The following is a 24,267-nucleotide window of genomic DNA, read 5'->3' as shown; positions in this document are numbered from 1 at the left end:
TTTGGGTCTTCAGTACGGGGAGTTTGGTGCGGAGGTGTCCGGTACGAGTGTTCGGAACGGAGGTTGGGCCGCGTGTGCTGGGCCCGTGCGCCGGGGCTGGAATTCCGGCGCTCAGCCCACCGTGGAGTAGGCTACGACGCCCCGCCTGATCAGCTTGATGGCCTCGGCACAGAGCCGGGCCAGCCGGGGGTCCAGGCCGGGAATCTTGGCAAGCTGGTCCAGCAGGTCGATCACCTGCTTCACCCACCGGACGAAGTCGCCGGCGGCCAGGTCGGTGCCGCTGAGTACCTCCTGCAGATGCCGGCCGCGGGCCCATTTGTACATGGGCCAGACCAGTCCAAGTTCGGGCTCGCCGGTGAGCGGCAGCTTGTTCTGTTCCTCCACGTCCTCCAGCGCAGACCACTCGCGGACCACGATATCCACGGCCGTCTCAAGTGAGACGCTGGGCATCCGGGGCCGCAGGCCGCGGTCCTCACGTTTAGCCTGGTACACCAGCACGCTGGCGAAAGCAGCCACCTCCACGGCGTCGAGGTCATCGAACGCACCCTGCCGCAGTGCCTGGGAAATCAGCAGGTCCTTCTCGCCGTAGATCCGGCGCAGCCGCTGGCCGTCAGTACTGATGCGGTGCTGCCCGTCCTCGGTGGATTCGAGGTAGCCGTAGGCCGACAGGACATCGCAGACCCGGTCAAACGTCTTGGCGATGGTGTTGGTGCGCCCCTGGATCTGGCGGACCAGACCGTCGGTTTCCTTGCGCAGCTTCCACCAGCGTTCGGACCACCTGGCGTGGTCCTCGCGTTCGCTGCAGCCGTGGCACGGGTGGGCGCGCAGAGCACGCCGCAGATCAGCGATCTTCTTTTCCTGGTTTTGCATGGCAGAACCCAGCCCGAAGTCGTTGTTGCGGCTGCTTCCCCGGGCCGGCGGCCGGTTCTCCCGCAGCGCGTTCCGGACGGATGAGGCCAGGTCCCGCCGTGACTTGGGCACCTTGGCGTTGAATGACTTGGGGATCCTGATCCGCGTCAGCGGCGCAATGGGCCCCTCAAGGTCATCGACGCCGATCCGGCGCAGCTGGCTTTCCAGCGTCAGCACCGCGGGCCTGGGGTCCCGGGCGTTGTGGTCCGAGCTCAGCACCACGGCAAATCCCGGTGCCCTTCCGGCCGGGACATCCACCACGTCCCCCGGCAGGAGCCGGCTCAAGGAATCCTCGTTGAGCGACTTGCGGGCCCTCGACTTGCCCCGCGAACTGAAATTCTCGGCGTCGGAAAGTTCCCGGCGCAGCCGCGCGTATTCGGTGAAGTCGCCCAGATGGCACGTCATCGACTTGGCGTAGCCGGCCAGCGATTCCTCACGGCTGCGGACCTGCCGGGCCAGCCCGACCACCGAGCGGTCAGCCTGGAACTGGGCGAAGGAGGACTCCAGGATTTCCCTGGCCCGCGGCCGGCCGAACTGGGCCAGCAGGTTGATGCTCATGTTGTACGTGGGCTGGAAGCTGGAATTCAGCGGATACGTCCGGCGGGAGGCAAGGCCGGCCACGGCAGCTGGGTCCGTGCCCGGCTGCCACAGGACCACGGCATGGCCTTCGACGTCGATGCCGCGCCGGCCCGCCCTGCCGGTGAGCTGGGTGTACTCCCCCGCCGTGATGTCTACGTGGGCTTCGCCGTTGAACTTGTCCAGCTTCTCCAGCACCACGGATCGGGCCGGCATATTGACCCCGAGGGCCAGCGTCTCGGTGGCGAAAACCGCCTTCACGAGGCCGTCCGCAAAAAGCTTCTCAACCACTTCCTTGAACGTGGGAAGCATTCCGGCATGGTGTGCCGCGAAGCCGCGCAGGAGCCCCTCGCGCCAGCTCCAGAAGCCCAGCACTTCGAGGTCGTCGGTCGGAATGTCCTGGCCGGCCTCGTCCACCCGCTGGGCGATGATGCCCTGCTCCCGCTCCGTGGTGAGCCACAGCCCGGACGCTACACACTGGGCGACGGCGGCGTCACAGCCGGCCCGGGAAAAGATGAAGGTGATGGCGGGCAGCAGGTCCTGCCGGTCAAGGCTGGCGATGACCTGCGGCCGGCCGGCTCGCCGCACGGCGGTCCGGGTCTCCTGCTGGGGCCTGTCACCATAGCGCTGGCGCTGTTGCCGCCGCTGGCTCCGGCCGCCGTGGCCGAAGCGGCCCTGGAAGTTGAGCTGGCTTTCGGCCCTCGAGAGGGTCAGCAGCTCCGGGTTGACCTCGAAACCGCGCTGTCCGGCGTCGGCAGGTGTTGGCGCCAGAGGCAGGGCAGCCGCCGCCGCAGGGCTGCCGGCGGGCGCGATTTCGTCGAAGGTGGTCTCGCCCGCGAAGAGATCCACAATTTCCCGGCCCACCATGACATGCTGCCAGAGAGGCACGGGACGGTGTTCGGAGACGATCACGTCGGTGTCGCCGCGGACGGTGTCCAGCCATGCGCCGAACTCCTCCGCGTTGGACACCGTGGCGCTAAGGGAGGCGACCTGCACTTCGCTGGGCAGGTGGATGATGACTTCCTCCCAGACTGCCCCGCGGAAGCGGTCGGCCAGGTAGTGGACCTCGTCCATGACCACAAAGCCCAGGTCGAACAGGGTATCGGAGTCGGCATACAGCATGTTGCGGAGGACCTCGGTGGTCATGACCACTACGGGTGCGTCGCCGTTGATGCTGGTGTCGCCGGTCAGGAGTCCAACGTTCGTCTCGCCGTATTTCTCCGTCAGCTCGGTGAATTTCTGGTTGCTGAGCGCCTTGATGGGCGTGGTGTAGAAGGCCTTCAGCCCGCGCTGGAGTGCCAGATAGACGGCGAACTCGCCCACGATGGTCTTGCCGGCACCGGTGGGCGCGGCGACAAGTACCCCGCGCCCTTCCTGGAGGGACTTGCACGCCTGCCGCTGGAAGTCATCCAGTTCAAAGCTCAGTGTGCGGGAGAACGCGCCCAGGTGGGTCTTTGCTTCCGCGGCCCGTTCGGCGCTGGCGCGGTACCGTTCGGAGGGCGACGGAGTGGTGGTGGACATTCCTCAAGCCTAGCGGTGGCGTGCCTAGAGATTCTTCAGCTCACTGCTCGGAGTCGCGACATCGGCTGTGGCCTCGGTCTCAGCGGCCCGCTTCTCTGCGCGGCGTGCTCGCCGGCGGTCGTTCAGGACGCACAGGCCGATGGCCGCGAAGAAGAGCAGGAGCATGGGACCGGCAAGGTAGAACATGCTCATCGCATCGCCGCCGGGGGCCGCCATGGCTGCGAACAGGCAAACAAGGAACACCGTAATGCGCCAGCTCTTCAGGAGCTGCTCCCCGCGGAGCAGCCCGGCGAGGTTCAGACCGACCAGGACGACAGGGAGGAGGAAGGCGATGCCGAAGGCCAGCAGCAGCCGCAGCACGAAGGACAGGTAGACCTGGGCGCTGATGAAGTTGGAGCCTCCGGATGGCGTGAAGTCGGTGAGGACCCGGACGGCATTGGGGAGGACAAGCCACGCCAGCGTCACGCCGCCGATGAACAGCGGCACCGCGGCCGACACAAAGGACAGCGCCAGCCGGCGTTCCTTCTTGTGCAGTCCGGGGACGATAAACGCCCAGAGCTGGTACAGCCAGACCGGGCTGGCCAGGATTACCCCCAGGAACACCGACACCTGGATCATGAGGTCGAAGGAGCTCGCCACGCCGTCGAAGTTGAGCGATGCCTGCCGGCCCTCGCTCTCGTTGAGGTCCTTGATCGGTTTGATCAGGGCCGCGAGCATGGGCTGGTACACCAGGAAACCCGCGATTGTGGCGAGCACAACGGCAATGGCGGACTTGAACAGCCGGTTCCTGAGTTCGCGCAGATGGTCCAGCAGAGCCATCCGTCCCTCAGGATTGGATTGACGACTCATGGTCAGTGCCACGAAATCTTAGGCGCGGTTGGGCGGCGGAACGTCGTTTCCGTCTGCGGGACGGTTGTCCGTCGGGGTGGAACGCGGGTGGTTGACGACGGTGCCTTCGACGGGATCCGAGCCGTCCTTGGCTTCAGGGGCACCGTCCTTCTTCATTTCGCGGACTTCCGACTTGAAAATGCGCATCGACTGGCCGAGGCTCCGGGCCATGCCGGGAAGTTTCGGTGCAGCGAAGAGCACCAAAGCAAGGACGATGATGATGATGAGATGCCAGCCTTCAAGCCTCATGTTGGTGTTCCTTTCGTTTAGCTACATCCTACGTTTATCTGAATTCGATGTCGCGCAGCGACTGGGGCTGGCCCCGTCCGGTCTTCCGGCGGACCCGGCGCTGGCGCCGGGCCTCCCTGCGGACCTCTTTGGATGCGTGGTAATCATGGCGCATCTGGTGCGGCGAGGCAAAAGGGGCGGTTCCCGGTGCAAGCCCGACGACGGCGGAATCAGGTGCCGCCGCAGCGGCACCCGCGGATGCTGCCGCGGGAACCGGAAGGCTGGTGAGTTTGTCGCCCGCTTCTCCAAGCTCCTTGACTGTTGCCATGAACTGGCGGAACAGGCGAACGCCCATGAGTACGAAGAACAGCAGCGACAGTGACACAAGCGCCACCCAAATAAGGATCCAGGACCACCAAGGCATGCTGAGTAGTCTAGCTGCCGTACAGGCTAGCCGTTGTACTGGCTAGCCCTTGTACTGGGCCAGGGCCGCCCCGATCCAGTCCTGCGAGGCGCGGGCAAGCGCCTCAGGTTCCAGGATCCGTGCCGTTCCGCCGTGCTGGGCCACAAACATGGGCAGCCATGCCGTGTTGCCGAACCGGATCTCGGCCACCAGGCCGCCGTCCGGCAGCGGCGCTGTCCGCTCGGCATAATAGTCGTCCGCGAGCCCGGCACCGCGGGCGGTGAGCTGGACGGTGATCAGCGTGTCGTCGTCGTTGGGGGTGAACAGCTTTGCCGGGAACCCGCCGTCGGGCTTCATCCCGGACGAGACCGGCTTCCCGGTGGGCGCGAGATCCTCGATCCGGTCCAGCCGGAAATTCCGCAGGCCGGCCGCCGAATGGCAGTAGGCCTCGAAGTACCAGGTGTTGTCCATGGAGTAGAGCCGGAGCGGATCCACGTCCCGCTCCGACAGGGTGTCCTTCTGCGCGGAAAGGTAGACGAGGTGCAGCTGGGACCCTGATTCAATCGCGTCGCGGATAACCTCGAGGTTGGCCGAGTTGCCGGGTGCGACCTCCGGCCCGGAGAGGGCAGCGGCACGGAGCCCCTCCTCCCCCGCGGCCGCCATCAGCTTGAGCGTCACCGATTCCAGGGCGCTTCCTTCGGCCAGCTCCGGCAGGCCGTTCAGGGTCTCGAGGCCCGTGAGCAGCGCGCAGGCCTCGTCCACGGTGAAGCGGACCGGCCGGTTCAGCTCCATGGACTGGCTGATGAAAACGTGCCCCTCCTCCCACTGGATGTCCAGCAGCTCGTCCGGGTATCCCTGCGGCAGGCCGGAACAGATCAGGATCAGCAGATCCCCCTCCAGTTCCTGGCGGGTCACCCCAAACCGGTCGGCCACCTCCTCGATGGGCAGGCCCTGGTTGCGGACCAGGAACGGGACCAGCTGCAGCATCCGCGTGAGCTGATCTTCTGACGTGCGCTTGCGGGTCCGTTTCCCCGTCCCGGCATGCGCGAACGAATAAGGCGGCACCGGAGCACCGATGAAGACGGCGGCATTCGCCAGACGGCGCTGCACGGAGGCGGACAGCTCCCCGGGGCTCACCACCCTTACGTTCGGCCCGTAGGAGGCCAGCTCCTCCCCGAGCACCTCAGCGTCACGGTAGGGGACGCTCAGACGGTCCCACCCGGCGTTGGCCTCCATATTCTGGGACACGTCCGTGTCCGCCTCCTGAGACGCGGGCCCGGCGGCCCGCTTGCGCAGCCCCAGGAGCTTGCCGCTGCGGACGTCCACGACGGCGGAGCTGACCGGAAGCTCCGGAAGGCTGTTCAGCTCGGCACGCACGTTGAAGCCGGCGGGCGGCGTGAAGGCCTCCCTGTCCAGGATTGTCACCGCAGACGTGAGGCGCGACAGCCGGAAGAAGCGCTTGGCGCGTCGGCCCCGGTCAAAGCCGACGAGGTACCACTGGCCGAAGCGGCTGCCCAGGCCCCAGGGCTCAACGACGCGCTCCTCTTCCCGCCCCGTGCTGCCGGCCAGGTAGAGGAAGCGGACGGCGTGCTGGGCGTGCATGGCGGCCACGAGATCCTCAAACGCCTGGCCGGCGGGTCTGATGCGCGGCTGCACGCCGGCCGGAAGTTCGACGTCGGCCAGGCCGCCCGCGGCCTGAAGCTTGCGGAGGGCGTTGCTCGCCGCCGTGCCCAGGGCCGCCTGTTCCCAGAGCTGCGAAGCCAGCAGCAGGACCGTCCATTCGTCCGGGGTGAGCTCCACATCCGGCAGGCGGTTGGACTCCTTGCCGATCCGGTACCGGGTGGTGCCGGGATCGTCGGAACTCCAGCCCAGGTCCGTGACCGTCTCGACGTCGAAGCCAAAGTCCCGCAGGTCGTTCTTGTCGCGTTCGAACATGCGGCCAAAGGCGGCGTCGCTGGCTGCGCCGCCGGAATAGATTTTCTCCCGCAGCTCACTGCGCCGGAGGCCGTACCGCGAGTTCAGCAGGGCGATCAGGAGGTTCAGCAGGCGTTCAGTACGTTGGGCGGACACCCTCGTTACGTTACTAAAGCCGTTCGGGCAATAACGCGAAAGCGCGGCAACAATCCGGAAAATCCTTCGGATTGTTACCGCGCTTACGAGGATAGGGGCGGGTGGTGGGCCCACGCCCGCCGGGTTCCCTGTCCGAGCTTGCGAGGATAGGGGGCGGGTGGGGACTAGCGGACGCCCACCAGGTCCACGACGAAGATCAGAGCCTCATTCGGGCCGATGGCTCCGCCGGCACCGCGTGAGCCGTAAGCCAGCTCCGAGGGGATCTCCAGGCGGCGGCGTCCGCCGACCTTCATGCCAAGCAGACCCTGGTCCCAGCCCTGGATGACCTGGCCGACGCCGACGCGGAAGTCCAGCGGGGCGCCGCGGCCCCAGGATGCGTCGAACTCTTCGCCGGTGGACCAGGCCACGCCGACGTAGTGCGTGGACACGGTGTCGCCGGCCTTGGCCTCGGGACCGTCGCCCTCAATGATGTCCGTGATGACGAGTTCCGTGGGCACCGGGCCCTGGGGGAAGTCGATTTCCGGCTTGTCACGGTCGATTTTGCGCTGGCCAAATGACATAGTTACTCCTTCTGCTGGTGGGTGTTTGAGTTGCTTACTTGACGCCTGGCTTATTTGACGCCCAGGATGTCGACGACGAACACGAGGTCGCCCTTGGCGTCACCCTGGCCGGAGTCGCCGTAGGCGAGATCCTTGGGGATAACGAGCAGGACGCGCGAGCCAACGGTCTTGCCGGCCAAACCCTGGGTCCAGCCCTTGATGACCTGGTTCAGCGCGAACGAGGCCGGCTCCTTGCGGTCGAAGCTGGAGTCAAACTTCTTGCCGCTGGCCAGGGCCACGCCGACGTAGTTGACGGTCAGGGTGTCCGTGGCCTTGAGGACGGCGCCCTTGCCCTTGATCAGGTCCTGGGCGATGAGCTTCTTGGGGGCGGCGACGCCCTTAACCGAGATCTCCGGGACACCGTCCTTCTCGGTGACGGTCGGAAGGCCTGCGGGCGGTGTGACCGGATCACCTTCCGGCTTCTCCAGCACCTTCGGGGCCTCCTTGGCCGAGAGCACCTCGATGATCAGGAGCTGGGTCGGCTGGGCAGCCTGGCCTTCCGCCGCTGCCTTGCCCGGGATGGCGAGGGCGAGCTGTGAGCCCACCTTGGCGCCAACGAACGCGTTGTAGACGATCGCGCTGCCGGTCTTGAGTTTGTCGTTCAGTTCAAGGGGCTCGGGATCGCGGGGGAAGCTGTCGTCCAGCGTGGAACCGTCCTTGGCGTTCAGGGCAAGGACGGAGATCTCGGCAATCTGGTTGGCCTTGACGCGATCCCCGCTGCCTTCGGTGACAACCTTCACGGTCGGTTCGGTAACCTCCAGCGGCTTGGTGAACTCGACCTTGGGGGCTTTCTTGTCACCGTTGTCCGTCAGCTTGAGCGAGTCGAACTTGGCGGTGTCACCCGCGGACTGGCTGGTCGGTTCCGGAGCTGCTGGCTCCTGGCCACCGCAGGCGGTCAGCAGAAGCAGCGCGGGAAGAAGGATTGCTAGTAGTCGGCGCACGTAAGAACTTTCGTCGGGGCAAGATGGATGCCCTGCCGGCGGAGGTGCTACAGACGGCAAGGCAGTCAGGACCGCAGAACGGCCTCTTCCAGAGTAACGCGGAAAGCTGGGTATCAGCCCATAGAGTCCAGAAGGGCATCAACCCGCTCGTCAACGTTGCGGAACGGGTCTTTGCACAAGATGGTCTGGTGGGCGCGGTCGTTGAGCTTCAGATGGACCCAGTCCACGGTGTAGTCCCGGCCCAGCTCCTGCGCCTTTCGGACGAAGTCGCCACGGAGCTTGGCCCTGGTGGTCTGCGGCGGGGCGTCCACGGCGTCCTTGATGGCGGTCTCCTCGGTCACCCGGCGGACGGCGCCGCGGGACTGGAGCAGGTAGTACAGGCCGCGGGAACGGGAGATGTCGTGGTAGGTGAGGTCCAGCTGCGCGATCCTGGGGGCGTCCAGCCCTAGGCCGTGGCGCCTGCGGTAACTGTCCATGAGCTTCTTCTTGATGGCCCAGTCGATTTCGGTGTCGATGGTGCTGGAGTCGCCGCTTTCGATGGCCCGCAGCGTCCGCCCCCACAGGTCCAGGATCAGCGGCACGTGCGGGTTGTGGGCGCCGTTTTCCTCGACGAACGCCGTGACCTTGTTCAGGTACTCCTGCTGGATCTCCAGCGCGGTGAGCTGGCGGCCGTTGGCGAGCCTGACCAATGCGCGGCCGCTCAGGTCATGGGAGATCTCCCGGATGCTGCGGATGGGGTTTTCCATCCGCATGTCCCGCATGATCACGCCGGCCTCGATCATCCGCAGGATGAGGTCCACGGTGCCCACCTTGAGCAGCGCCGTGGTCTCGGACATGTTGGAGTCGCCGACGATCACATGGAGGCGGCGGTAGAACTCAGCGTCGGCATGCGGCTCGTCCCGGGTGTTGATGATCGGCCGGGAACGGGTGGTGGCCGAGGACACGCCCTCCCAAATGTGGTCCGCCCGCTGCGAAAACGCGTAGGTGGCCCCGTGCGGCGTCTTCAGGATCTTGCCCGCACCGGCGATGAGCTGGCGGGTGACGAGGAACGGAATCAGGATCTCGGCCAGCCGGGTGAACTCGCCGCGGCGCGGAATGAGGTAGTTCTCGTGGCTGCCGTAAGAGTTGCCTGCAGAATCGGTGTTGTTCTTAAACAGGTACACCGTGCCGTTGAAGCCCTCGGCGGCGAGCCTGGACTGGGCCTCATCCACGAGGTCATCGAGGATGAGCTCCCCGGCGCGGTCATGGGCGATCAGCTGGGCGAGGTCGTCGCATTCTGCGGTGGCGTATTCCGGGTGCGAGCCCACGTCAAGGTACAGGCGGGACCCGTTGGTGAGGAACACGTTGGAGGACCGGCCCCAGCTGACCACCTTTCGGAACAGGTAGCGGGCCACTTCCTCCGGGGCGAGGGGCCGGGAGTCCGGGCTCGAATAGGAAATCCCGAATTCGGTTTCAATGCCGAAAATCCTCTTGTCCATGTCAGCTCTCCTCAGCCAGCAGTTCCACGACGTCCTGGTCGGACAATCTGCGGAAAGCCCTCCGCGTCCCCCTGTTGCTTTCCGAGCTGCGGTCCAGCACCGCCACTTCCAAGGCCTTGGCCGGCAGGTCGGGTGCCTCGTTGTCCGTTACGAGTCCCTTGACGGCGAGCCGGATCGCCGCCGCGAACGAGAGGTCGCGTTGCCAGCCGCCCTCGATCGCCCCGGAAACCTTGTCCGCCTGGCCGCCCATCGCAATGAAGTTGCGCTCGTCCGCGATGGAGCCGTCGAACGTGAGGCGGTAAAGATGGTCGAGGTCCTGGCTGGCTCCTACCTCTGCCACGGCCAGTTCCACCTCGAACGGCTTCTGCTCCGCGGTGAAGACGGCACCCAGGCTCTGGGCGTAGACGCTGGCCAGTCCCCTGGCCGTGACGTCCTCGCGGTCGTAGGAATAGCCGCGGACGTCGGCGTAGCGCACCCCGGCCTGGCGGAGGCTTTCAAACTCGTTGTACTTCCCGACGGCGGCGAAGGCGATCTTGTCGTAGATCTCGCCGATCTTGTGCAGCGAGGGAGACGGGTTCTCGGCCACCAGCGCGATCCCGTCTTCGCAGCTGACCACGATCACGGACCGTCCGCGGGCGATGCCTTTCCGTGCGAAATCCGCACGGTCCTTCATCAGCTGTTCGGGAGAGACATAGAACTGCTGTGTCATATCAGGCCTCCCGCCGGGCAGCTGCCCTGGACTCGATGATGTTTCCGGCCGTGGCGGCGAGGTCGCGCTCCGAGACCCGCCGGGCTCCGGCCCGGTTGACGGCATATACCACGGGCCACAGTTGCCGCACGGGGTCGGGACCGCCGGTGGCGGAGTCGTCGTCGGCGGCGTCGTAGAGGGACTCCACGGCGACGGATATGGCTTCGTCCTCAGGCAGGTTGGGCCGCCAAAGTTTTTTAAGTGCGCCGCGGGCGAACATTGATCCGGAGCCCACGGCGTGGTGTTCCTGTTCCTCGTAGCGGCCGCCGGTCACGTCATAGGAGAACAGCCGGCCTGCCCCGGCGGCGGTGTCGAAGCCTGCGAACAGCGGGACCACTGCGAGACCCTGCAGCGCCATTGGCAGGTTGCCGCGGATCATGGCGCCGAGCCGGTTCGCCTTCCCGTCCAGGCTCAGCAGGGTGCCTTCGATCTTCTCGTAGTGCTCGAGTTCCACCTGGAACAGGCGTGTCAGGTCGATCGCGATGCCTGCCGTGCCGGCGATGCCGAGGACCGAATACTGGTCGGCGGGAAAGACCTTTTCGATGTGCCGGCTGGCGATGATGTTGCCCATGGTGGCGCGGCGGTCGCCGGCCATGACGATGCCGCCGGCATAGGTCATTGCCACGATGGTGGTGGCGTGGGGCACGGCTAGCGGCTGGCCGGTGGACGTGCCCGCAGTGAATGGTGCGTATTGGGGAAGCAGTTCCGGACGGTCGCGTTGGAGATGCTCAGTGAACGACGACGTCGCGTGGGCGGCTACCTTGTTGGCTGTTGTCTCCTGCACTGGTGCACTCCTTCAACGTCATAATTCAGCGGCTGTCCGGTAGCTCTGGCTTCCGTGCCCGGTGCGGGTGGGGTGGCTGCCGGTCTACTGGCCGCCCTTTTGCACGAATGCCCGGACGAATTCCTCCGCGTTGGACTCCAGGACGCCGTCAATCTCGTCGAGGAGATCGTCAACACCCTGCGTCGAAGCGGATGCCTGTCCTTCTGCGGGCGCCGGCGGTACGGGGACCTCTTCCTCGACCTCGGTGTCGCGTGGCTGCGGCTGCTGCTGCTCCTGGCCTGCCATGTCCTTCTCCTTCATCCAGTCCCCCACTCCGGAGGGACATCCTGTATGCCCATATTGCCACGCAAAGGGCCGTTGCGGGGTGCATTATGCCGGTGGCGGAGCCGGTGCAGATCCGAGCAGTTCCGCTAGGAACGACCCCGCCTCGCGGTGTTTGGCAAACAGCCCTCCCGTCAGCGCCTTCGTGCCGCGCAGCGGCTCCCGTGTGGGCACGCGCTGCAGCCTTCCGTAGCCCGGCACGTCGAAGATCACCGAGTCCCAGCTGGCGCCCACCACGTCCTTACTGAAGCTGCTGACGCAGCGTCCGCGGAAGTACGCCCGGGTGTCCGACGGCGGTTCCGTCACCGCGGCGGCGATGTCGGCGTCGTCCACGATCCGCTGCATCCGGTTCCGGGAGAGCAGGCGGTAGTAGAGCCCTTTTTCGGGCCGGAGGTCAGACCACTGCAGATCGACCAGGCCCAGCCGGGCGTCATTCCACTGGAGCCCGTCGCGCTGGCGGTAGCCCTCCAGGATGGACAGCTTGGCCAGCCACTCCACCGACGTGGCGGCAGCCGACCGGTCGCTGTCCAGCTGCGTTAGGGTGGTAGCCCACCGCTCCAGCACGGCGTGCGTGTGGCCGTCGCCGTCGACGGCGTCCGAGACGCCCGTGTCCTGGGCGAGCTTGGCGGCGGCCTCGTGGTACATCCACTGCAGGTCAAGGGCCGTCACCCGGCGGCCGTCGAGCAGCCTGACCTGGGCGGTCAGGGTGGTGTCATGGCTGATGGCCTGCAGCGCGGCCACCGGCTCGTGCACCTCGATCCGCGGCGCGAGGCCCGCCTCGATCAGGCTCAGCACCATGGCGGTGGTGCCAAACTTTAGGTAGTTGGACACTTGGCTCAGGTTGGCGTCGCCGATGATGACGTGCAGCCGCCGGTACTTGTCCGCCGTTGCGTGCGGCTCGTCGCGGGTATTGATGATGGGGCGCCGGATTGTGGTTTCGAGTCCCACCTCCGCCTCGAAGAAGTCCGCCCGCTGGCTGATCTGGTAACCGGACCGGGAGCTGTCCTGGCCCATGCCCACCCGCCCCGAACCGCAGATAATCTGCCGCGACACGAAAAACGGGGTCAGCCCGCGGACAATGTCGCCGAACGGGACGGACCGCGGCATCAGGTAGTTTTCGTGGGACCCGTAGGACACGGACTTATTGTCGGTGTTGTTCTTGTAGAGGTTGACGGCGGGCAGTTCCGTGTCGCTGGCCAGCCTACGGACCGCGGCTAGGCCCACAAGGTCGCCGGCCGCGTCCCAGGCCACTGCAGCCGCGGGGTTGGTGACCTCCGGGCTCGAGTACTCGGGGTGCGCGTGGTCCACGTAGAGGCGGGCCCCGTTGCCGAGCACCATGTTCATCAGCAGCGAGCCCGATTCGTCCTCGCCGTCCAGCTCAAGCTCCTCATGGCCGTAGGCAAGCGCCACCGCCTCGGCGTCCAGCACAGGCGGCTGGTCCGTCAGCTGGCTCGGGTGGGCCTGTCCGCGCTCCAGTGTCCAGCCGCGGGCGTCGTGCAGCGGCTCCTCGTCCGTGTAGTCCCAGCGGGTCTCGGCGCCGCCGGCGGCCCGGAGCCGGGTGACCTGGGCGTAAGCCTGGACCACCCGGGCGGACATCATGGTGGCATTGGCACCCGGAGCGGCCGGCGCGTGAATCCCGTATTCGGTCTCCGAACCCATGACCCGCATGGCGCCGCCAGCGGGCAGGCCACCTCCCAGCACTGGTTCGGGGGCGGCCGTCACAGGTACTGGCCCGTGTTGGGCATGGTCTCGATGGATTTGCCGGGCTCCTGGCCGGCCTTGCCCTGGACGATGGTGCGGATGTAAGTGATGCGCTCACCCTTCTTGCCGGAGATGCGTGCCCAGTCATCCGGATTGGTGGTGTTGGGCATGTCCTCGTGCTCGCGGAACTCATCGACCACGGCGCGCAGCAGGTGGTCGATGCGCAGGCCCTTCTGCTGCGTGATCAGGAGGTCCTTGATGGCGTACTTCTTGGCACGGTCCACGACGTTCTGGACCACGGCCCCGGAGTTGAAGTCCTTGAAGTACAGCATCTCGGTGTCCCCATTGGCGTAGGTAACTTCCAGGAACTCGTTGGATTTCTCCGTCGAGTACATCGACTCCACGGTGCGCTGGACCATGGCGTCGACAGTCTGCTGGACATCGCCGTCGTGCTCCACCAGGTCATCCTCGTGGAACGGCAGGTCCGGCGTGATGTATTTCCTGAAGATGTCCGCTGCGGCCTCGGCATCGGGCCGCTGGATCTTCACCTTCACGTCCAGGCGGCCGGGGCGCAGGATGGCGGGGTCGATCATGTCCTCGCGGTTGGAGGCACCGATGACAATCACGTTGTCCAGCCGCTCCACGCCGTCGATCTCGCTCAGCAGCTGCGGCACAATCGTGGTTTCGACGTCCGAGGAGATGCCCGTGCCGCGGGTGCGGAAGAGCGAATCCATCTCGTCGAAGAAGACCACAACGGGGCTGCCGTCCGAGGCCTTTTCGCGGGCCCGCGAGAAGATCAGCCGGATGTGGCGTTCGGTTTCGCCGACATACTTGTCGAGGAGTTCGGGTCCCTTGATGTTGAGGAAGTAACTCTTGAGGTCGATATTGCCCGAGCGTTCCGCGGCCCGCGCGGCCAGGGAGTTAGCCACCGCCTTGGCGATGAGGGTCTTGCCGCAGCCCGGAGGGCCGTAGAGCAGGATGCCCTTGGGAGCCTTGAGCCCGTGCTCGCGGTACAGGTCCGGATGCAGGAACGGCAACTCGATGGCGTCCCGGATCTGTTCGATCTGCGGGCCGAGGCCGCCGATGTCCTCGTAGGTGATGTCCGGGACTTCCTCCAAAACGAGGTTCTCTACTTCGGACCGCGGGACCTTCTCGAGGGCGTACCCGGTGCGCGAATCGATGGAGAGGGCATCGCCCACCCGCAGCTTTTCGCCCAGAAGCGGGCCTGCGAGCCTGATGACGCGCTCCTCATCGGCACGGCCAAGGACCAGTGCGCGGTCCGGGCCGAGCAGCTCCTTAAGCGTGACGAGCTCGCCTGCGCGCTCGTAACCGAGGCCGGCCACCACCAGGAGCGCCTCGTTGAGGAGGACCTCCTGGCCGACGGCCAGCTGGTTGATGTTGACCAGGGGGCTGATGCCGACGCGCATTTTGCGCCCGGCGTTGAAGATGTCCACCGATTCCTCGGTGGCCGCCTGGCCGCCGCCGGCAGCCTGCCGCCGCGGGTTCAGCTGAAGGACGGTACCGAAGCTGTACGGCGGCTGCCCCTCCTGGTCCAGGGCGTTCTTCAGCCGGAGTATTTCGGCCTTGGCGGTTTCCAGCATTGCCACGAGCTTGGTGTTGTTCTGCGTGGCAGCTGCCAGCTGACGGTCGATATGCCTCAGTTTGTCCCTGAGGATATTGACCTGCCGGTCCGCGACAGACAGTTCGTTGGCACCAGCCTGTTCAGCCGGCGTAGGCACGGAGTCCTTGTTTGGCGTCTCCATGATGCATCAGCCCCTTCCTGCGCTCTTCTTAAGACGATAGCCCCAAGTTGGCTGGTAGAGCCGACGACATCCGAAATACGGACTAGTTTGTGATGTCCGGATCGTCCTTCACGTTTGTGCCGGCGATCGCGTCCCGCGCCGCCCGGCGCAGCTTTTTGTCCGAGACCAGGCGTTCCCCCACGGCGCCCGGTGTCCAGGCGTTGACGTCCTCTTCGTTGAACTCGGTCTTGGACGGACGCCGCTTAACGGAGATGCCGGTGACGCCGTCGGCGAGCCGCCGGGTGACCAGCAGGAACCCTGTGTGGGCGACCATGCGGTGGTCGGGGCGCACGGCGAGTCCTTCGAGGTGCCAGCCGCGGACCATGGATTCCCAGGCGTCCGGTTCGGTGAAGCGGCCGTCGGCGCGGATGGCTTCAGCCGTGCGGGAGAGCTGGGTGACGGTGGCGACGTAGTTGATCCACACGCCGCCGGGGGCCAGGACGGTGGCCACGGCGTCAAGGCATTCCCAGGGCGCCAGCATGTCGAGGACCACGCGGTCGATGGAGCCGGGTTCTTCGGCGCGGACCACTTCCTCCTGGAAGTCCCCGAGGGAGATCTGCCAGGCCGGGTGCGGGCCTCCGAAGATGGTTTCCACGTTGCCGCGCGCGATGGCGGCGAATTCCTCGCGCCGTTCGAAGGAGTGAAGGTAGCCCTGGTCCCCCACCGCACGGAGCAGCGATATGGAGAGGGCACCTGAGCCCACGCCTGCTTCCACCACGCGGGCGCCGGGGAAGATGTCGGCCATGGTGACGATCTGGCCGGCGTCCTTGGGGTAGACCACGGCGGCGCCGCGGGGCATGGACAGGACGAAGTCGGACAGCAGCGGGCGGAGCGTCTGGTACTGCTGGCCGACGTTGTTGACCACCACCGAACCGTCCACCTTGCCGATGATGTCGTCGTGGTTTAGGAAGCCGCGGTGGGTGTGGAAGGCTCCGCCGGCCTCGAGGCTGATGGTGTTCATGCGCCCGCGCTCGTCCGTCAGCTGGACCCGTTCGCCTTCGCGGAAGGGGCCGCGCCGCCGGGCAGCGCCCACCGGCTGGTCCGCCATCCCGGCTGCAGTGCCGGAGGAAAGGCCCGTGCTGGTTGCGTTGGCGGCAGATTCGCTGCTCATGACTGTGTCCTCGCTCCTGTGAAAGCTGTCTTGGCGTGCACCGTGGCGGTCCGGCAGGGCGCCGTGCACCCGCTGCCGATTTCACGACCGGCACGTAACTCTACCGGTTCTGGCCCTGCCGGCGCGTGTTTTAGCGGGGGGCCTTGCCTGTTATGGCCGTCACCACGCTGGACTGCCGCAGCAGGCCGGTGACCCGGCCGTTGTGGTCAACCACCGCGTAGTCGTGTCCTTCGAGCTGTGCCAGGTACTGGAGCAACTCCTGGCCTTTGGACCATTCCGGCACATAGGCGCCGGCGCCCAGCGGGTAGGTCACCGCTCCGGCGGGGGTGGTGCCGGCCATGGCGGCGGGTACCGCGGCCAGGGCCGCGGGGTCAACCACGCTGTTGGGCCTGCCGTCAGGTCCGCAGAGCACGACGGCGGTCCGCCCGCCTGCCGATACCCGAAGGACGTCGCTGACGCTCCCCGCTTCGGAAAGGCTGACGGCGGGTTCGGCCAATGCGGCGGCGCTCACCAGATGGAGCCGGCTGCGCAGGCGGCCTTGCTGGATTGACGCTGACGCGCCCATCCAGAGGAAACCGCCGACCAGGATGGTGATGAGCAGCATGCTGGTGTCCGGTACGTCTCCGATGAGCAGCGGCCGGACGATGAACCACAGGCCCAGGGCGATGACGATGATGCGTCCGCCCCAGCCGGCCGCGACGGTCCCTTTGGCGTGGCTGCCGGTGGCCTTCCAGACCGCGGATTCCACCAGGCGGCCGCCATCCAGCGGCAGCCCGGGCAGAACGTTGAAAATGCCGATCACGAGGTTCGCCCAGAAGAAGATGTTCAGGAGGGTGTCCGCTACGCCGGACAACCCGCCCGCGGAGATCACCAGCCAGGCCGCCCCGGCCAGCACGAAGTTGGCGGCCGGCCCGGCCATGGCCACCAGCACGGACCGTCCGGGTGTGGCGGTGAAGCTTTCAAACTGGGTGTGGCCACCCCAGAGGTTGAGCACGATTTTCTCGCTGGGCCAGCCGTAGATCTTGGCCGTCAGCGCGTGCGCGAGCTCATGGACGAGCACTGACAGCAGGAGCAGCAGCGCGTAGGCGAATGCAACGTAGTACGCCCCGACGCCCAAAGAAGGGGTGCCCTGCTGCAGCAAGGGCCCGTACACAATGACCGTGAAGGCGGCAATGATGAACCAGGAGTATGCCAGCACGATGGGAATGCCGGCGATCCTGCCGAGCGGGATACCCTCGCGGCGGCTTTTCTGGGTCTGCACGTTCGGGGGCTGCTGACCGGATCCCGCGGGATCAGACACGTTCCGGGCTCCTTAGTTGACGTTCTCGAAGGTTGCCGCAGGTTCGCGCGAGCCGAGGCGGAGCCTCACAAGCTCCTCGAGTTCGGCCACAGTGCGGTCCGCGAGGGTATCCCATGTGGTCCTGCGGGCGTCGTCCGGCAGCGGCACGAGGTGCGGAATGGCCACGGTCACGGCACCCGAAGCCACGGCCGCCGCAGCGCCCGGCGCCGAGTCCTCCAGCGCCACGCAATGGGCGGCGGTGAGCTGAGGGTCCTGCTGCTTCAGCAGGTCCACAGCCTTGAGATACGCCTCGGGGTGCGGTTTGCCGTGGGTTACCGTGTCACCGGTAACGAGGAACTCGAAGTAGGGCCGGGGAAGGCTCGCCACAATCTCGCGGGCCAGCGGTGCCTCTGACATGGTCACAAGGGCACAACGCACGCCGGCGTTAAAAAGTTCATCCAGCAGCTCCCGGGCCCCCGGGCGCCACGGAACGCTCTCCCGGACGCGGCTGATGACCTGGCCGGTAAGGGTGTCGATGATCTCGCGGATCTCCAGGGGCACGCCGGCCCGCTGGAGGACGCCGGCCGAATGGACCAGTGATTGCCCTACGAGCTGCATGGCCTGTTCGTGCGACCACGTTCCTCCGTACGCCTCGACAAGGTTGTATTCGGCTTCGATCCAGTACGGTTCTGTGTCAACGATGGTGCCGTCCATGTCCCATAAAACGGCTTTTAGCAAGGGCTGAGCGGCGGCAGATTCCATGCTTTCCACTGTACCGGGCCGCCCGGCGGCGCCCCGCCGCGGGCCCCGGCCGTACGCCGTCGGCGAATATCCGCGCCGCGCCCGGCAGGGATGACCGGCAGGGAAGACCAGCGGGGATGAGGGGTTTGTCCGGATCTGCGGCGGTTCGTTCTATGCAACAGCAACGCTTGTGGACGTAGGGTGAAGGGATGAACAGCTTCGACGGAGACACCAACGAACCGGGCACCGCGCCTGAGACGGAGCAGCTGCTGCAGCCTGTTCCCGAGGGCCAGCGTATTACTGTGATGCTGGCTGCGTTCGAGGGCTGGAATGACGCGGGGGAAGCCGCCAGTGATGCGCTCCGTTACCTCAACAAACTGTGGGGCGGGAAGAAGGTCGCCTCCATAGACGCCGACGAGTACTACGACTTCCAGTTCACGCGGCCCACGGTCCGCCGCACGGCCTCCGGCGAACGCAAGATCAAGTGGCCGTCCACGCGGATCTACAAGGCCAGCGCCCCCGACACCAACGTGGATGTGATTTTCATCCAGGGCACCGAACCGTCCTATAAGTGGCGTGCGTATACAGCGGAACTGCTTGTTCACGCCGAGGCGCTTCATGTGGATTATGTTGTCCTGGTGGGAGCACTGCTGGCGGACGTGCCGCACAGCCGTCCCATCCCGGTCAGCACATCCACTGACGACAGCGTGTTGCGGGAACGGCTGAACCTCGAAGCCTCGCAGTATGAGGGACCCGTGGGGATAGTCGGCGTGCTGTCCGAGGTATCCCTGCTCGCCGGCATTCCCACCGTCTCCCTCTGGGCGGCGGTGCCGCATTACGTTGCGCAGGCCCCGTCGCCCAAGGCGCAGCTGGCGCTCCTGCACCGCATCGAGGAACTGCTCCAGGTTCCGCTGGACACGCACGAGCTGGCTGAGGAGGCGGAGGCGTGGGAGCGCGGCGTCAACGAGCTGGCCACCGAGGATCCCGAAATTGCCGCCTATGTGCGGCAGCTGGAGGAAGCGAAGGACACCGCCGACCTGCCCGAGGCCAGCGGCGAATCCATTGCGCGCGAGTTTGAGCGCTACCTGAAGCGGCGGGGGAAGGACAAGCCCTAGGGCTCCGCCGTTTCGACGGTCCCCTGCCGGTTAGACGTTGCGGAACGTCGAGTGGGCAGGGAACCGTCGAAACGGGCTTTAGAGTTCGACGCCGAGAAGAGCGTTGACGGCGTCGCGCACCAAGGCCTGGTCTGCTTCTGACGCGCTGTCCGTGTTGCTAAGGGCCGCGTTGCTAGGGGCGGTGTTGTTAAGGGCGGCATCAGCCCACCGGTCCACGGCGGTAAGGGCCGCGGGTGCGTCCAGATCGTCGGCCAGGGCCTCGCGCATCTGCCCGATCAGTTCCGTGGCGGTTCCCGCCGGCGCCGCTCCCAGCGCAGAACGCCACCGCTCCAGGCGCGCCTTGGCCTGCACGAAGCCTTCCGCGGTCCAGGACCAGTCGGACCGGTAGTGGTGCGCCAGGATGGCCAGGCGGATGGCTGCCGGTTCTTCGCCTGCCGCGCGCAGCTTGGAGACCAGGACCAGGTTGCCCTTGGACTTGGACATCTTTTCGCCGTCCAGTCCCACCATGCCTGCGTGGGCGAAGTGCTCGGCGAGGGGAACACCGGAGAGTGAATAGGCATGTCCGGCGCCCATCTCGTGGTGCGGGAAAACCAGGTCCGAGCCGCCGCCCTGCACGGTGAAGGGCGCGGGCAGGTACTTCTGGGCGATTACGGTGCACTCAATGTGCCAGCCGGGCCGGCCCTCCCCCAGCTCACCGCCGGGCCAGCTGGGCTCGCCGTCGCGGGCCACGCGCCACAGCAGCGGGTCGAGGGCCTGGCGCTTGCCGGCCCTGCCGGGGTCGCCGCCCCGTTCGGCGAACAGTTCCAGCATTTCGGCTTCCGGCAGTCCGGAAACGGCTCCGAGGGTCCAGGCGTCCACTCCGACGGCGTGCTTGCTGGCGGCCTCGACGTCGTAGTAGACATCGCCGTCGGGCTCACCCGGGGTGCCGTTAACGCGGTAGGCCAGGCCCTGGCGCACGAGCCGCTCAATCGCGGGGACGATCAGCGGCATGGCTTCGACGGCGCCCACGTAATGATCGGGGGCGATGACGTTTAGGGCCTCCATGTCAGTGCGGAAAAGCTCGATTTGGCTCTCCGCCAGCTCGCGCCAGTCAACGCCGGTGGCGTCGGCACGCTCCAGCAGCGGGTCATCGACGTCGGTGACGTTCTGGACGTACGCAACCTGCTGGCCGCCGTCGCGCCAGGCACGGTTCAGCAAGTCGAACGCGACGTAGCTGGCGGCGTGTCCCATGTGGGTGGCGTCATACGGCGTGATCCCGCAGACATACATCGACTTTTCGCCATCGGCATTAAGGGTTACGGCGCGCTGTGCGGTTGTGTCGAACAGCCGGAGCGTGGGCATTTCCCCCGGCAGGACAGGCACGGGGCGGGAGATCCAGGACTTCACAGACCAAGCCTAGTGCTAGGCGCTGATGACATTGAAACCGAGCAGGAGGTACAGGGCGAGGCCAAGGAAGATGCGGTACCAGACAAACAGCCGGTAGCTGCGCGTTGAGATGAACTTCAGGAACCACCCGATGATGACGTAGCCGATGACGAAGGCGATCACTGTTGCCAGGGCCGTCTCCCCGAGCCCGTAGGGGCCGCTTGCTCCGTCCTTGGTGACCACCTTAAACAGCTGGTAGAGGCCGCTGCCAAAGACTGCAGGGATGGCCAGCAGAAAGGAGTAGCGGGCGGCGGCTTCACGCGTGTAGCCCATGAAGAGCCCGGCCGTGATGGTGCCGCCGGACCGTGAAACGCCGGGGATCAAGGCCAGGGCCTGGGCGAAGCCGTAGAGGATGCCGTGCTTGTAGGTGAGCCCGGAGAGGTCCCGGTCCTGTTTGCCGATGGCGTCGGCCACCGCCAGGACGAGGCCGAAGACGATGAGCATGGTGGCTACGATCCACAGGCTGCGCAGGACGGATTCGATCTGGTCCTGGAACAGCAGGCCCAGGACGATGATGGGCAGGCTGCCCAGGATCACCAGCCAGCCCATCCGGGCGTCGGGGTCCTGGCGCGGCACCCGCCCGGTCAGCGAACCGAACCAGGCCTTCACGATCCGGACGATGTCCCGCCAGAAGTAGACGATCACGGCGGTCTCCGTGCCGAGCTGAGTGATGGCGGTGAAGGCCGCGCCGGGGTCAGCCGCGTTCGGCAGGAAAGAGCCCACGATCCGGAGGTGGGCGCTCGATGAAATAGGTAGGAATTCGGTCAGTCCCTGCACAAGACCCAGCAGGGCCGCTTCAATCCAGTTCACGCTAAGACCCTACGTCATGACACGGGTGGTTTCCCCGTAAGCTAGCTGCTATGCAGCAGCGTTACATTGGCAACAGCGGTCTCCGTGCCTCCTCCCTCTCCCTGGGCACGATGTCGTGGTCCCGTGAAACGGACGAGCAGGATGCCTCGGAACTGCTGCGCACGTTCGTGGACGCCGGCGGAACCCTCGTGGACACCGCGGCCTCCTACGCCGACGGCCAGGCCGAAGCCATGCTCGGGTCGATGCTCGGCGACGTCGTCTCCCGCACGGAAGTGGTCATCTCCACCAAAGCAGGGGTGTCGCCGTCGGACGGGCGGCAGCGGGTGGACGCATCACGGAACGCGATGCTGTCCGGGCTGGAAGCCAGCCTCGCGCGCCTTGGCACCGACTACGTCGACCTGTGGCTCGCCCAGGCGTGGGACCCCAACGTCCCGCTCGATGAGACGTTGTCCGCCCTTGACTTCGCCGTCCGCAGCGGACGGGCACGCTATGCGGGAATCGCCAACTACAACGGCTGGCAGACCGCCAAGGCGGCCGCGGTGGCCAGGTTCCCGCTCGTTGCCAACCAGTCGGAGTATTCACTGCTGTGCCGCAAGCCCGAGGCGGAGCTGGTTCCCGCCATCGAGGATGCGGGCCTGGGACTGATGGCGTGGGCGCCGCTGGGCCGTGGCGTGCTTACCGGCAAATATCGCGGGCATGTGCCCTCCGATTCCAGGGCAGCGGGTACACGGCTGGCCACATACGTGGAGCCTTACCTCGAGCAGCCCGCGTCGCAGGTGGTCGAAGCTGTTGCCATGGCCGCCCGCGGCTTGGGGCGGTCGTCCCTGGATGTTGCGCTGAGCTGGCTGCTGTCCCGGCACGGAGTGGCGACGGCCATCGTGGGCGCGCGCACGCCGGTCCAGCTCAAGGAAATCCTGGATGCCCAGCTCACGCCGCTGCCGGCGGAAATAGCACGTGCCCTGGAGGATGTCTCCAGCAGCCTGGCTTAGCCGGGCCCGGATCACACCGGGCGGGTCGCTTCCCGACCCGCGTCACTCCTCGACGATTTCCAGATCCTCGTCGACTTCGCTGTCTTCTTCTTCGTCTTCCTCGTCATCGAACACCTGGAGCGGCGTCACTTCGTTGTAGGCCTCATAGAGGGCGTCCTCGTAGACTTCGAAGGCATCGGCAACTGCAAAGAATGCCGCCTCCACTGAAGGGTCACCATCCCCGCGGCGGGCTGAGGCGGCTGCAAGGTGTTCTTCCAAGGCGGCAGTCAGGGACTGAAGCGCGACACGCGGATCGATGCTCATGCCTTCACGTTAGCGGGAAAAGGACGAAAATGGAGAGCAATGAAGGAACATTTTCTGACCAGCTCGGTCCTGCGGGAACGGGACTATGCCCGGCAATACGAGTACCTCGTATTGACCGTCGGTCCTGACGATTCCCTGCCCGAAGCCCGGCGCCGGCTCGTGGAACACTCCGAATACGGCAAGTGGGAACTCGAGCGCAGCAGGCTCTACTTGGGCGGCGGCAGGCGCTTCTGGCTTCGCCGCCGGGTCACCCAGGTGCAGCGCACCGTCTAGGCCGCTCCGGCCGGCGGGCGCGCACCTCAGATGGCGTGCGCCCACTTCATGCCGCCTGCTCCAGTTGTCCGCGCGGGTGAGCGCTGCAGTTACTCTTCGAGCGGGCCCAGCCAGGCGTTGGCAACGGTGTTGTGCGCCGACTCGTCGTCGGACGGGTGGAACATGCCGGCCAGGACGTCGCGGTACAGGCGTTCCAGTTCCGACCCCCTGAAGTAGCTGGATCCCCCGGACACCCGGATGGCAAGGTCCACCACCGTCCGCGCCGTTTCCGTCGCCCGGAGCTTGACGCCCACCAGCTTCGGGAACCACTGGCTGCCGTGGTCCGCCAACCGGTCCACATCGCCGGCCACCACCGAAAGCTGGGGGTACAGGGCATCCATGGCGAGGGCGGCCTCGGCCACCTTCCAGCGGATGTCAGGATCCTGGGCCAGGCTCCTGCCCCCACTTTTGAATGACGTCCTGCGCTTGGCGGCTTCCACGGCCAGCACCAGAGCCCGCTCCCCGATGCCCGCGTAGACGCCGGCAAGCAGGGTTTCAAAGCACGCGAAGATGGCGAAAATCAGCGGATCCGCGTTGGGCCCCACTGGCAGCTTACGGAAGATGCGGCCGGGCGGGACAACTGCGCCGTCCAGAATGGTGGTGTTGGACTGGCTGGCGCGCATGCCCAGCGTGTTCCAGTCCTCCAGGATCCGGTAGCCGGCCGTGTCCCGCCGGATGAAGCCGTGTACCAGTTCACCTTCACCGTCCCGCGCGGCCGAGTCCTTGCCGAAGATGCCCAGGCGCGTCCAGGCTGGCGAAAGGCTCGTGAAGATTTTAGTGCCCGTGAAAGAGTAGCTGCCGTCCGGCAGGGGCTTGGCCTCCGTCAGCGAATCGAAAAGAACGGAGTCGTTGCCGGCCTCGGAGTTGCCGAAGGCGAAGATTTCCCCCGCTGCTGCCTCCCGCAGCACGAAGTCCAGGGAAGGGTCGCCGCGTTCGGCCAGGACGCGCGCCACCCCTGTCCAGACCAGGTGCATGTTGACGGCCAGCGCGGTGGCAGGGGCCGCCGTCGCCAGCCGACGCTGGCAGCGGACCGCAGCCTCCAGACCAAGGCCAGCCCCGCCGTCGGCCTCCGGCACGAATAGCTTCAGGTACCCGGCGTCGGCCAGTTCCTCAAGATCCTCTGTGAAGAAGCTGCTCCGCTCGTCGTATCCCGCCGCTCTCTCCCGGATCCGTGAGAGCAGGTCGTCAGGCAGCAGCCGTTCGGGTGCCATGG

23 protein-coding genes are annotated in these 24,267 nt (G+C 66.3%); 3 read left to right on the top strand and 20 right to left on the bottom strand.

What is annotated here, in order from left to right:
* Positions 1-111 precede the first annotated feature (111 nt).
* From J7I85_RS18030 to J7I85_RS17955, 16 genes are all read right to left on the bottom strand, one after another.
* On the bottom strand, positions 112-3,006 hold the full coding sequence (locus J7I85_RS18030) for an RNA helicase (RefSeq protein ID WP_214854373.1): 2,895 nt from the start codon (positions 3,004-3,006) through the stop codon (positions 112-114).
* A gap of 24 nt (positions 3,007-3,030) precedes the next feature.
* On the bottom strand, positions 3,031-3,825 hold the full coding sequence (gene tatC, locus J7I85_RS18025) for a twin-arginine translocase subunit TatC (RefSeq protein WP_214854461.1): 795 nt from the start codon (positions 3,823-3,825) through the stop codon (positions 3,031-3,033).
* A 48-nt stretch (positions 3,826-3,873) separates the two neighbouring features.
* Positions 3,874-4,143, bottom strand: coding sequence for a Sec-independent protein translocase subunit TatA (gene tatA / locus J7I85_RS18020; protein WP_214854370.1), 270 nt, complete (start codon positions 4,141-4,143; stop codon positions 3,874-3,876).
* A gap of 34 nt (positions 4,144-4,177) precedes the next feature.
* Positions 4,178-4,546, bottom strand: a complete 369-nt coding sequence (locus J7I85_RS18015; protein WP_214854366.1) for a hypothetical protein — start codon at positions 4,544-4,546, stop codon at positions 4,178-4,180.
* Between the two features lie 42 nt (positions 4,547-4,588).
* A complete protein-coding gene (locus J7I85_RS18010; RefSeq protein WP_214854363.1) occupies positions 4,589-6,595 on the bottom strand; it encodes a YafY family protein in 2,007 nt (668 codons plus the stop codon).
* 164 nt (positions 6,596-6,759) lie between these two features.
* On the bottom strand, positions 6,760-7,155 hold the full coding sequence (locus J7I85_RS18005) for an FKBP-type peptidyl-prolyl cis-trans isomerase (protein WP_214854360.1): 396 nt from the start codon (positions 7,153-7,155) through the stop codon (positions 6,760-6,762).
* A gap of 50 nt (positions 7,156-7,205) precedes the next feature.
* Entirely contained in the window at positions 7,206-8,135 is a 930-nt protein-coding gene (locus J7I85_RS18000; RefSeq protein ID WP_214854357.1) for an FKBP-type peptidyl-prolyl cis-trans isomerase, read from the bottom strand.
* 113 nt (positions 8,136-8,248) lie between these two features.
* Positions 8,249-9,613, bottom strand: a complete 1,365-nt coding sequence (gene pafA / locus J7I85_RS17995) for a Pup--protein ligase (protein ID WP_214854355.1) — start codon at positions 9,611-9,613, stop codon at positions 8,249-8,251.
* A gap of 1 nt (position 9,614) precedes the next feature.
* Positions 9,615-10,322, bottom strand: a complete 708-nt coding sequence (gene prcA, locus J7I85_RS17990; protein ID WP_214854353.1) for a proteasome subunit alpha — start codon at positions 10,320-10,322, stop codon at positions 9,615-9,617.
* 1 nt (position 10,323) lies between these two features.
* Positions 10,324-11,145: a proteasome subunit beta gene (prcB, locus tag J7I85_RS17985; protein ID WP_214854350.1), complete on the bottom strand. Its 822-nt coding sequence runs from the start codon at positions 11,143-11,145 to the stop codon at positions 10,324-10,326.
* An 84-nt stretch (positions 11,146-11,229) separates the two neighbouring features.
* On the bottom strand, positions 11,230-11,430 hold the full coding sequence (locus J7I85_RS17980) for a ubiquitin-like protein Pup (RefSeq protein ID WP_076802936.1): 201 nt from the start codon (positions 11,428-11,430) through the stop codon (positions 11,230-11,232).
* A gap of 84 nt (positions 11,431-11,514) precedes the next feature.
* Entirely contained in the window at positions 11,515-13,188 is a 1,674-nt protein-coding gene (dop, locus tag J7I85_RS17975; RefSeq protein WP_374102492.1) for a depupylase/deamidase Dop, read from the bottom strand.
* Positions 13,185-14,930, bottom strand: coding sequence for a proteasome ATPase (gene arc / locus J7I85_RS17970; RefSeq protein ID WP_214854347.1), 1,746 nt, complete (start codon positions 14,928-14,930; stop codon positions 13,185-13,187). The genes dop and arc overlap by 4 nt, the downstream gene beginning before the upstream one ends.
* Before the next feature lie 82 nt (positions 14,931-15,012).
* Entirely contained in the window at positions 15,013-16,080 is a 1,068-nt protein-coding gene (locus J7I85_RS17965) for a tRNA (adenine-N1)-methyltransferase (RefSeq protein ID WP_251024516.1), read from the bottom strand.
* 130 nt (positions 16,081-16,210) lie between these two features.
* Entirely contained in the window at positions 16,211-17,380 is a 1,170-nt protein-coding gene (locus tag J7I85_RS17960) for a site-2 protease family protein (RefSeq protein ID WP_214854344.1), read from the bottom strand.
* Between the two features lie 12 nt (positions 17,381-17,392).
* On the bottom strand, positions 17,393-18,121 hold the full coding sequence (locus tag J7I85_RS17955; RefSeq protein ID WP_214854341.1) for an HAD family phosphatase: 729 nt from the start codon (positions 18,119-18,121) through the stop codon (positions 17,393-17,395).
* 188 nt (positions 18,122-18,309) lie between these two features.
* Between J7I85_RS17955 and J7I85_RS17950 the strand changes: the two genes are divergently transcribed.
* Positions 18,310-19,215, top strand: coding sequence for a PAC2 family protein (locus tag J7I85_RS17950; RefSeq protein ID WP_214854338.1), 906 nt, complete (start codon positions 18,310-18,312; stop codon positions 19,213-19,215).
* Positions 19,216-19,293: 78 nt separating this feature from the next.
* Here the strand turns inward: J7I85_RS17950 and mshC are convergent, their stop codons facing one another.
* Together mshC and J7I85_RS17940 are read right to left on the bottom strand one after the other, a co-directional pair.
* Positions 19,294-20,601: a cysteine--1-D-myo-inosityl 2-amino-2-deoxy-alpha-D-glucopyranoside ligase gene (gene mshC / locus J7I85_RS17945; protein ID WP_214854335.1), complete on the bottom strand. Its 1,308-nt coding sequence runs from the start codon at positions 20,599-20,601 to the stop codon at positions 19,294-19,296.
* Between the two features lie 15 nt (positions 20,602-20,616).
* Positions 20,617-21,450: an undecaprenyl-diphosphate phosphatase gene (locus J7I85_RS17940; RefSeq protein WP_214854332.1), complete on the bottom strand. Its 834-nt coding sequence runs from the start codon at positions 21,448-21,450 to the stop codon at positions 20,617-20,619.
* 50 nt (positions 21,451-21,500) lie between these two features.
* Between J7I85_RS17940 and J7I85_RS17935 the strand changes: the two genes are divergently transcribed.
* Complete coding sequence (locus J7I85_RS17935) at positions 21,501-22,439, top strand: aldo/keto reductase (protein ID WP_214854329.1); 939 nt, start codon at positions 21,501-21,503, stop codon at positions 22,437-22,439.
* 42 nt (positions 22,440-22,481) lie between these two features.
* Here the strand turns inward: J7I85_RS17935 and J7I85_RS17930 are convergent, their stop codons facing one another.
* Complete coding sequence (locus J7I85_RS17930) at positions 22,482-22,742, bottom strand: hypothetical protein (RefSeq protein WP_102973613.1); 261 nt, start codon at positions 22,740-22,742, stop codon at positions 22,482-22,484.
* Between the two features lie 39 nt (positions 22,743-22,781).
* On the opposite strand from J7I85_RS17930, the gene J7I85_RS17925 reads away from it, so the two are divergent.
* Entirely contained in the window at positions 22,782-23,015 is a 234-nt protein-coding gene (locus J7I85_RS17925; RefSeq protein ID WP_214854326.1) for a DUF5703 family protein, read from the top strand.
* Positions 23,016-23,104: 89 nt separating this feature from the next.
* Here J7I85_RS17925 and J7I85_RS17920 read toward each other — a convergent pair whose 3' ends face one another.
* Positions 23,105-24,265 carry an acyl-CoA dehydrogenase family protein gene (locus J7I85_RS17920; protein ID WP_214854454.1) on the bottom strand — a complete coding sequence of 387 codons (1,161 nt, stop codon included), beginning with the start codon at positions 24,263-24,265 and terminating at the stop codon, positions 23,105-23,107.
* Positions 24,266-24,267: the final 2 nt, after the last annotated feature.

It is taken from the genome of Arthrobacter sp. ISL-65, assembly GCF_018613795.1.
GTDB lineage: Bacteria > Actinomycetota > Actinomycetes > Actinomycetales > Micrococcaceae > Arthrobacter.
The sequence above is the reverse complement of the archived record's forward strand: the minus strand, read 5'-3'. Positions and strand labels throughout refer to the sequence as shown.

What these genes read in the sequence shown, in the direction of transcription:
- tatA (WP_214854370.1), bottom strand. Translation starts at nt 4,143, where the DNA reads ATGAGGCTTGAAGGCTGGCATCTCATCATCATCATCGTCCTTGCTTTG.
- J7I85_RS18005 (WP_214854360.1), bottom strand. Translation starts at nt 7,155, where the DNA reads ATGTCATTTGGCCAGCGCAAAATCGACCGTGACAAGCCGGAAATCGAC.
- J7I85_RS18030 (WP_214854373.1), bottom strand. Translation starts at nt 3,006, where the DNA reads ATGTCCACCACCACTCCGTCGCCCTCCGAACGGTACCGCGCCAGCGCC.
- prcA (WP_214854353.1), bottom strand. Translation starts at nt 10,322, where the DNA reads ATGACACAGCAGTTCTATGTCTCTCCCGAACAGCTGATGAAGGACCGT.
- J7I85_RS17965 (WP_251024516.1), bottom strand. Translation starts at nt 16,080, where the DNA reads ATGAGCAGCGAATCTGCCGCCAACGCAACCAGCACGGGCCTTTCCTCC.
- J7I85_RS17935 (WP_214854329.1), top strand. Translation starts at nt 21,501, where the DNA reads ATGCAGCAGCGTTACATTGGCAACAGCGGTCTCCGTGCCTCCTCCCTC.
- J7I85_RS17925 (WP_214854326.1), top strand. Translation starts at nt 22,782, where the DNA reads ATGAAGGAACATTTTCTGACCAGCTCGGTCCTGCGGGAACGGGACTAT.
- J7I85_RS17920 (WP_214854454.1), bottom strand. Translation starts at nt 24,265, where the DNA reads ATGGCACCCGAACGGCTGCTGCCTGACGACCTGCTCTCACGGATCCGG.
- J7I85_RS17930 (WP_102973613.1), bottom strand. Translation starts at nt 22,742, where the DNA reads ATGAGCATCGATCCGCGTGTCGCGCTTCAGTCCCTGACTGCCGCCTTG.
- J7I85_RS18015 (WP_214854366.1), bottom strand. Translation starts at nt 4,546, where the DNA reads ATGCCTTGGTGGTCCTGGATCCTTATTTGGGTGGCGCTTGTGTCACTG.
- J7I85_RS17980 (WP_076802936.1), bottom strand. Translation starts at nt 11,430, where the DNA reads ATGGCAGGCCAGGAGCAGCAGCAGCCGCAGCCACGCGACACCGAGGTC.
- pafA (WP_214854355.1), bottom strand. Translation starts at nt 9,613, where the DNA reads ATGGACAAGAGGATTTTCGGCATTGAAACCGAATTCGGGATTTCCTAT.
- tatC (WP_214854461.1), bottom strand. Translation starts at nt 3,825, where the DNA reads ATGGCTCTGCTGGACCATCTGCGCGAACTCAGGAACCGGCTGTTCAAG.
- J7I85_RS17955 (WP_214854341.1), bottom strand. Translation starts at nt 18,121, where the DNA reads ATGGAATCTGCCGCCGCTCAGCCCTTGCTAAAAGCCGTTTTATGGGAC.
- J7I85_RS17950 (WP_214854338.1), top strand. Translation starts at nt 18,310, where the DNA reads ATGAACAGCTTCGACGGAGACACCAACGAACCGGGCACCGCGCCTGAG.
- arc (WP_214854347.1), bottom strand. Translation starts at nt 14,930, where the DNA reads ATGGAGACGCCAAACAAGGACTCCGTGCCTACGCCGGCTGAACAGGCT.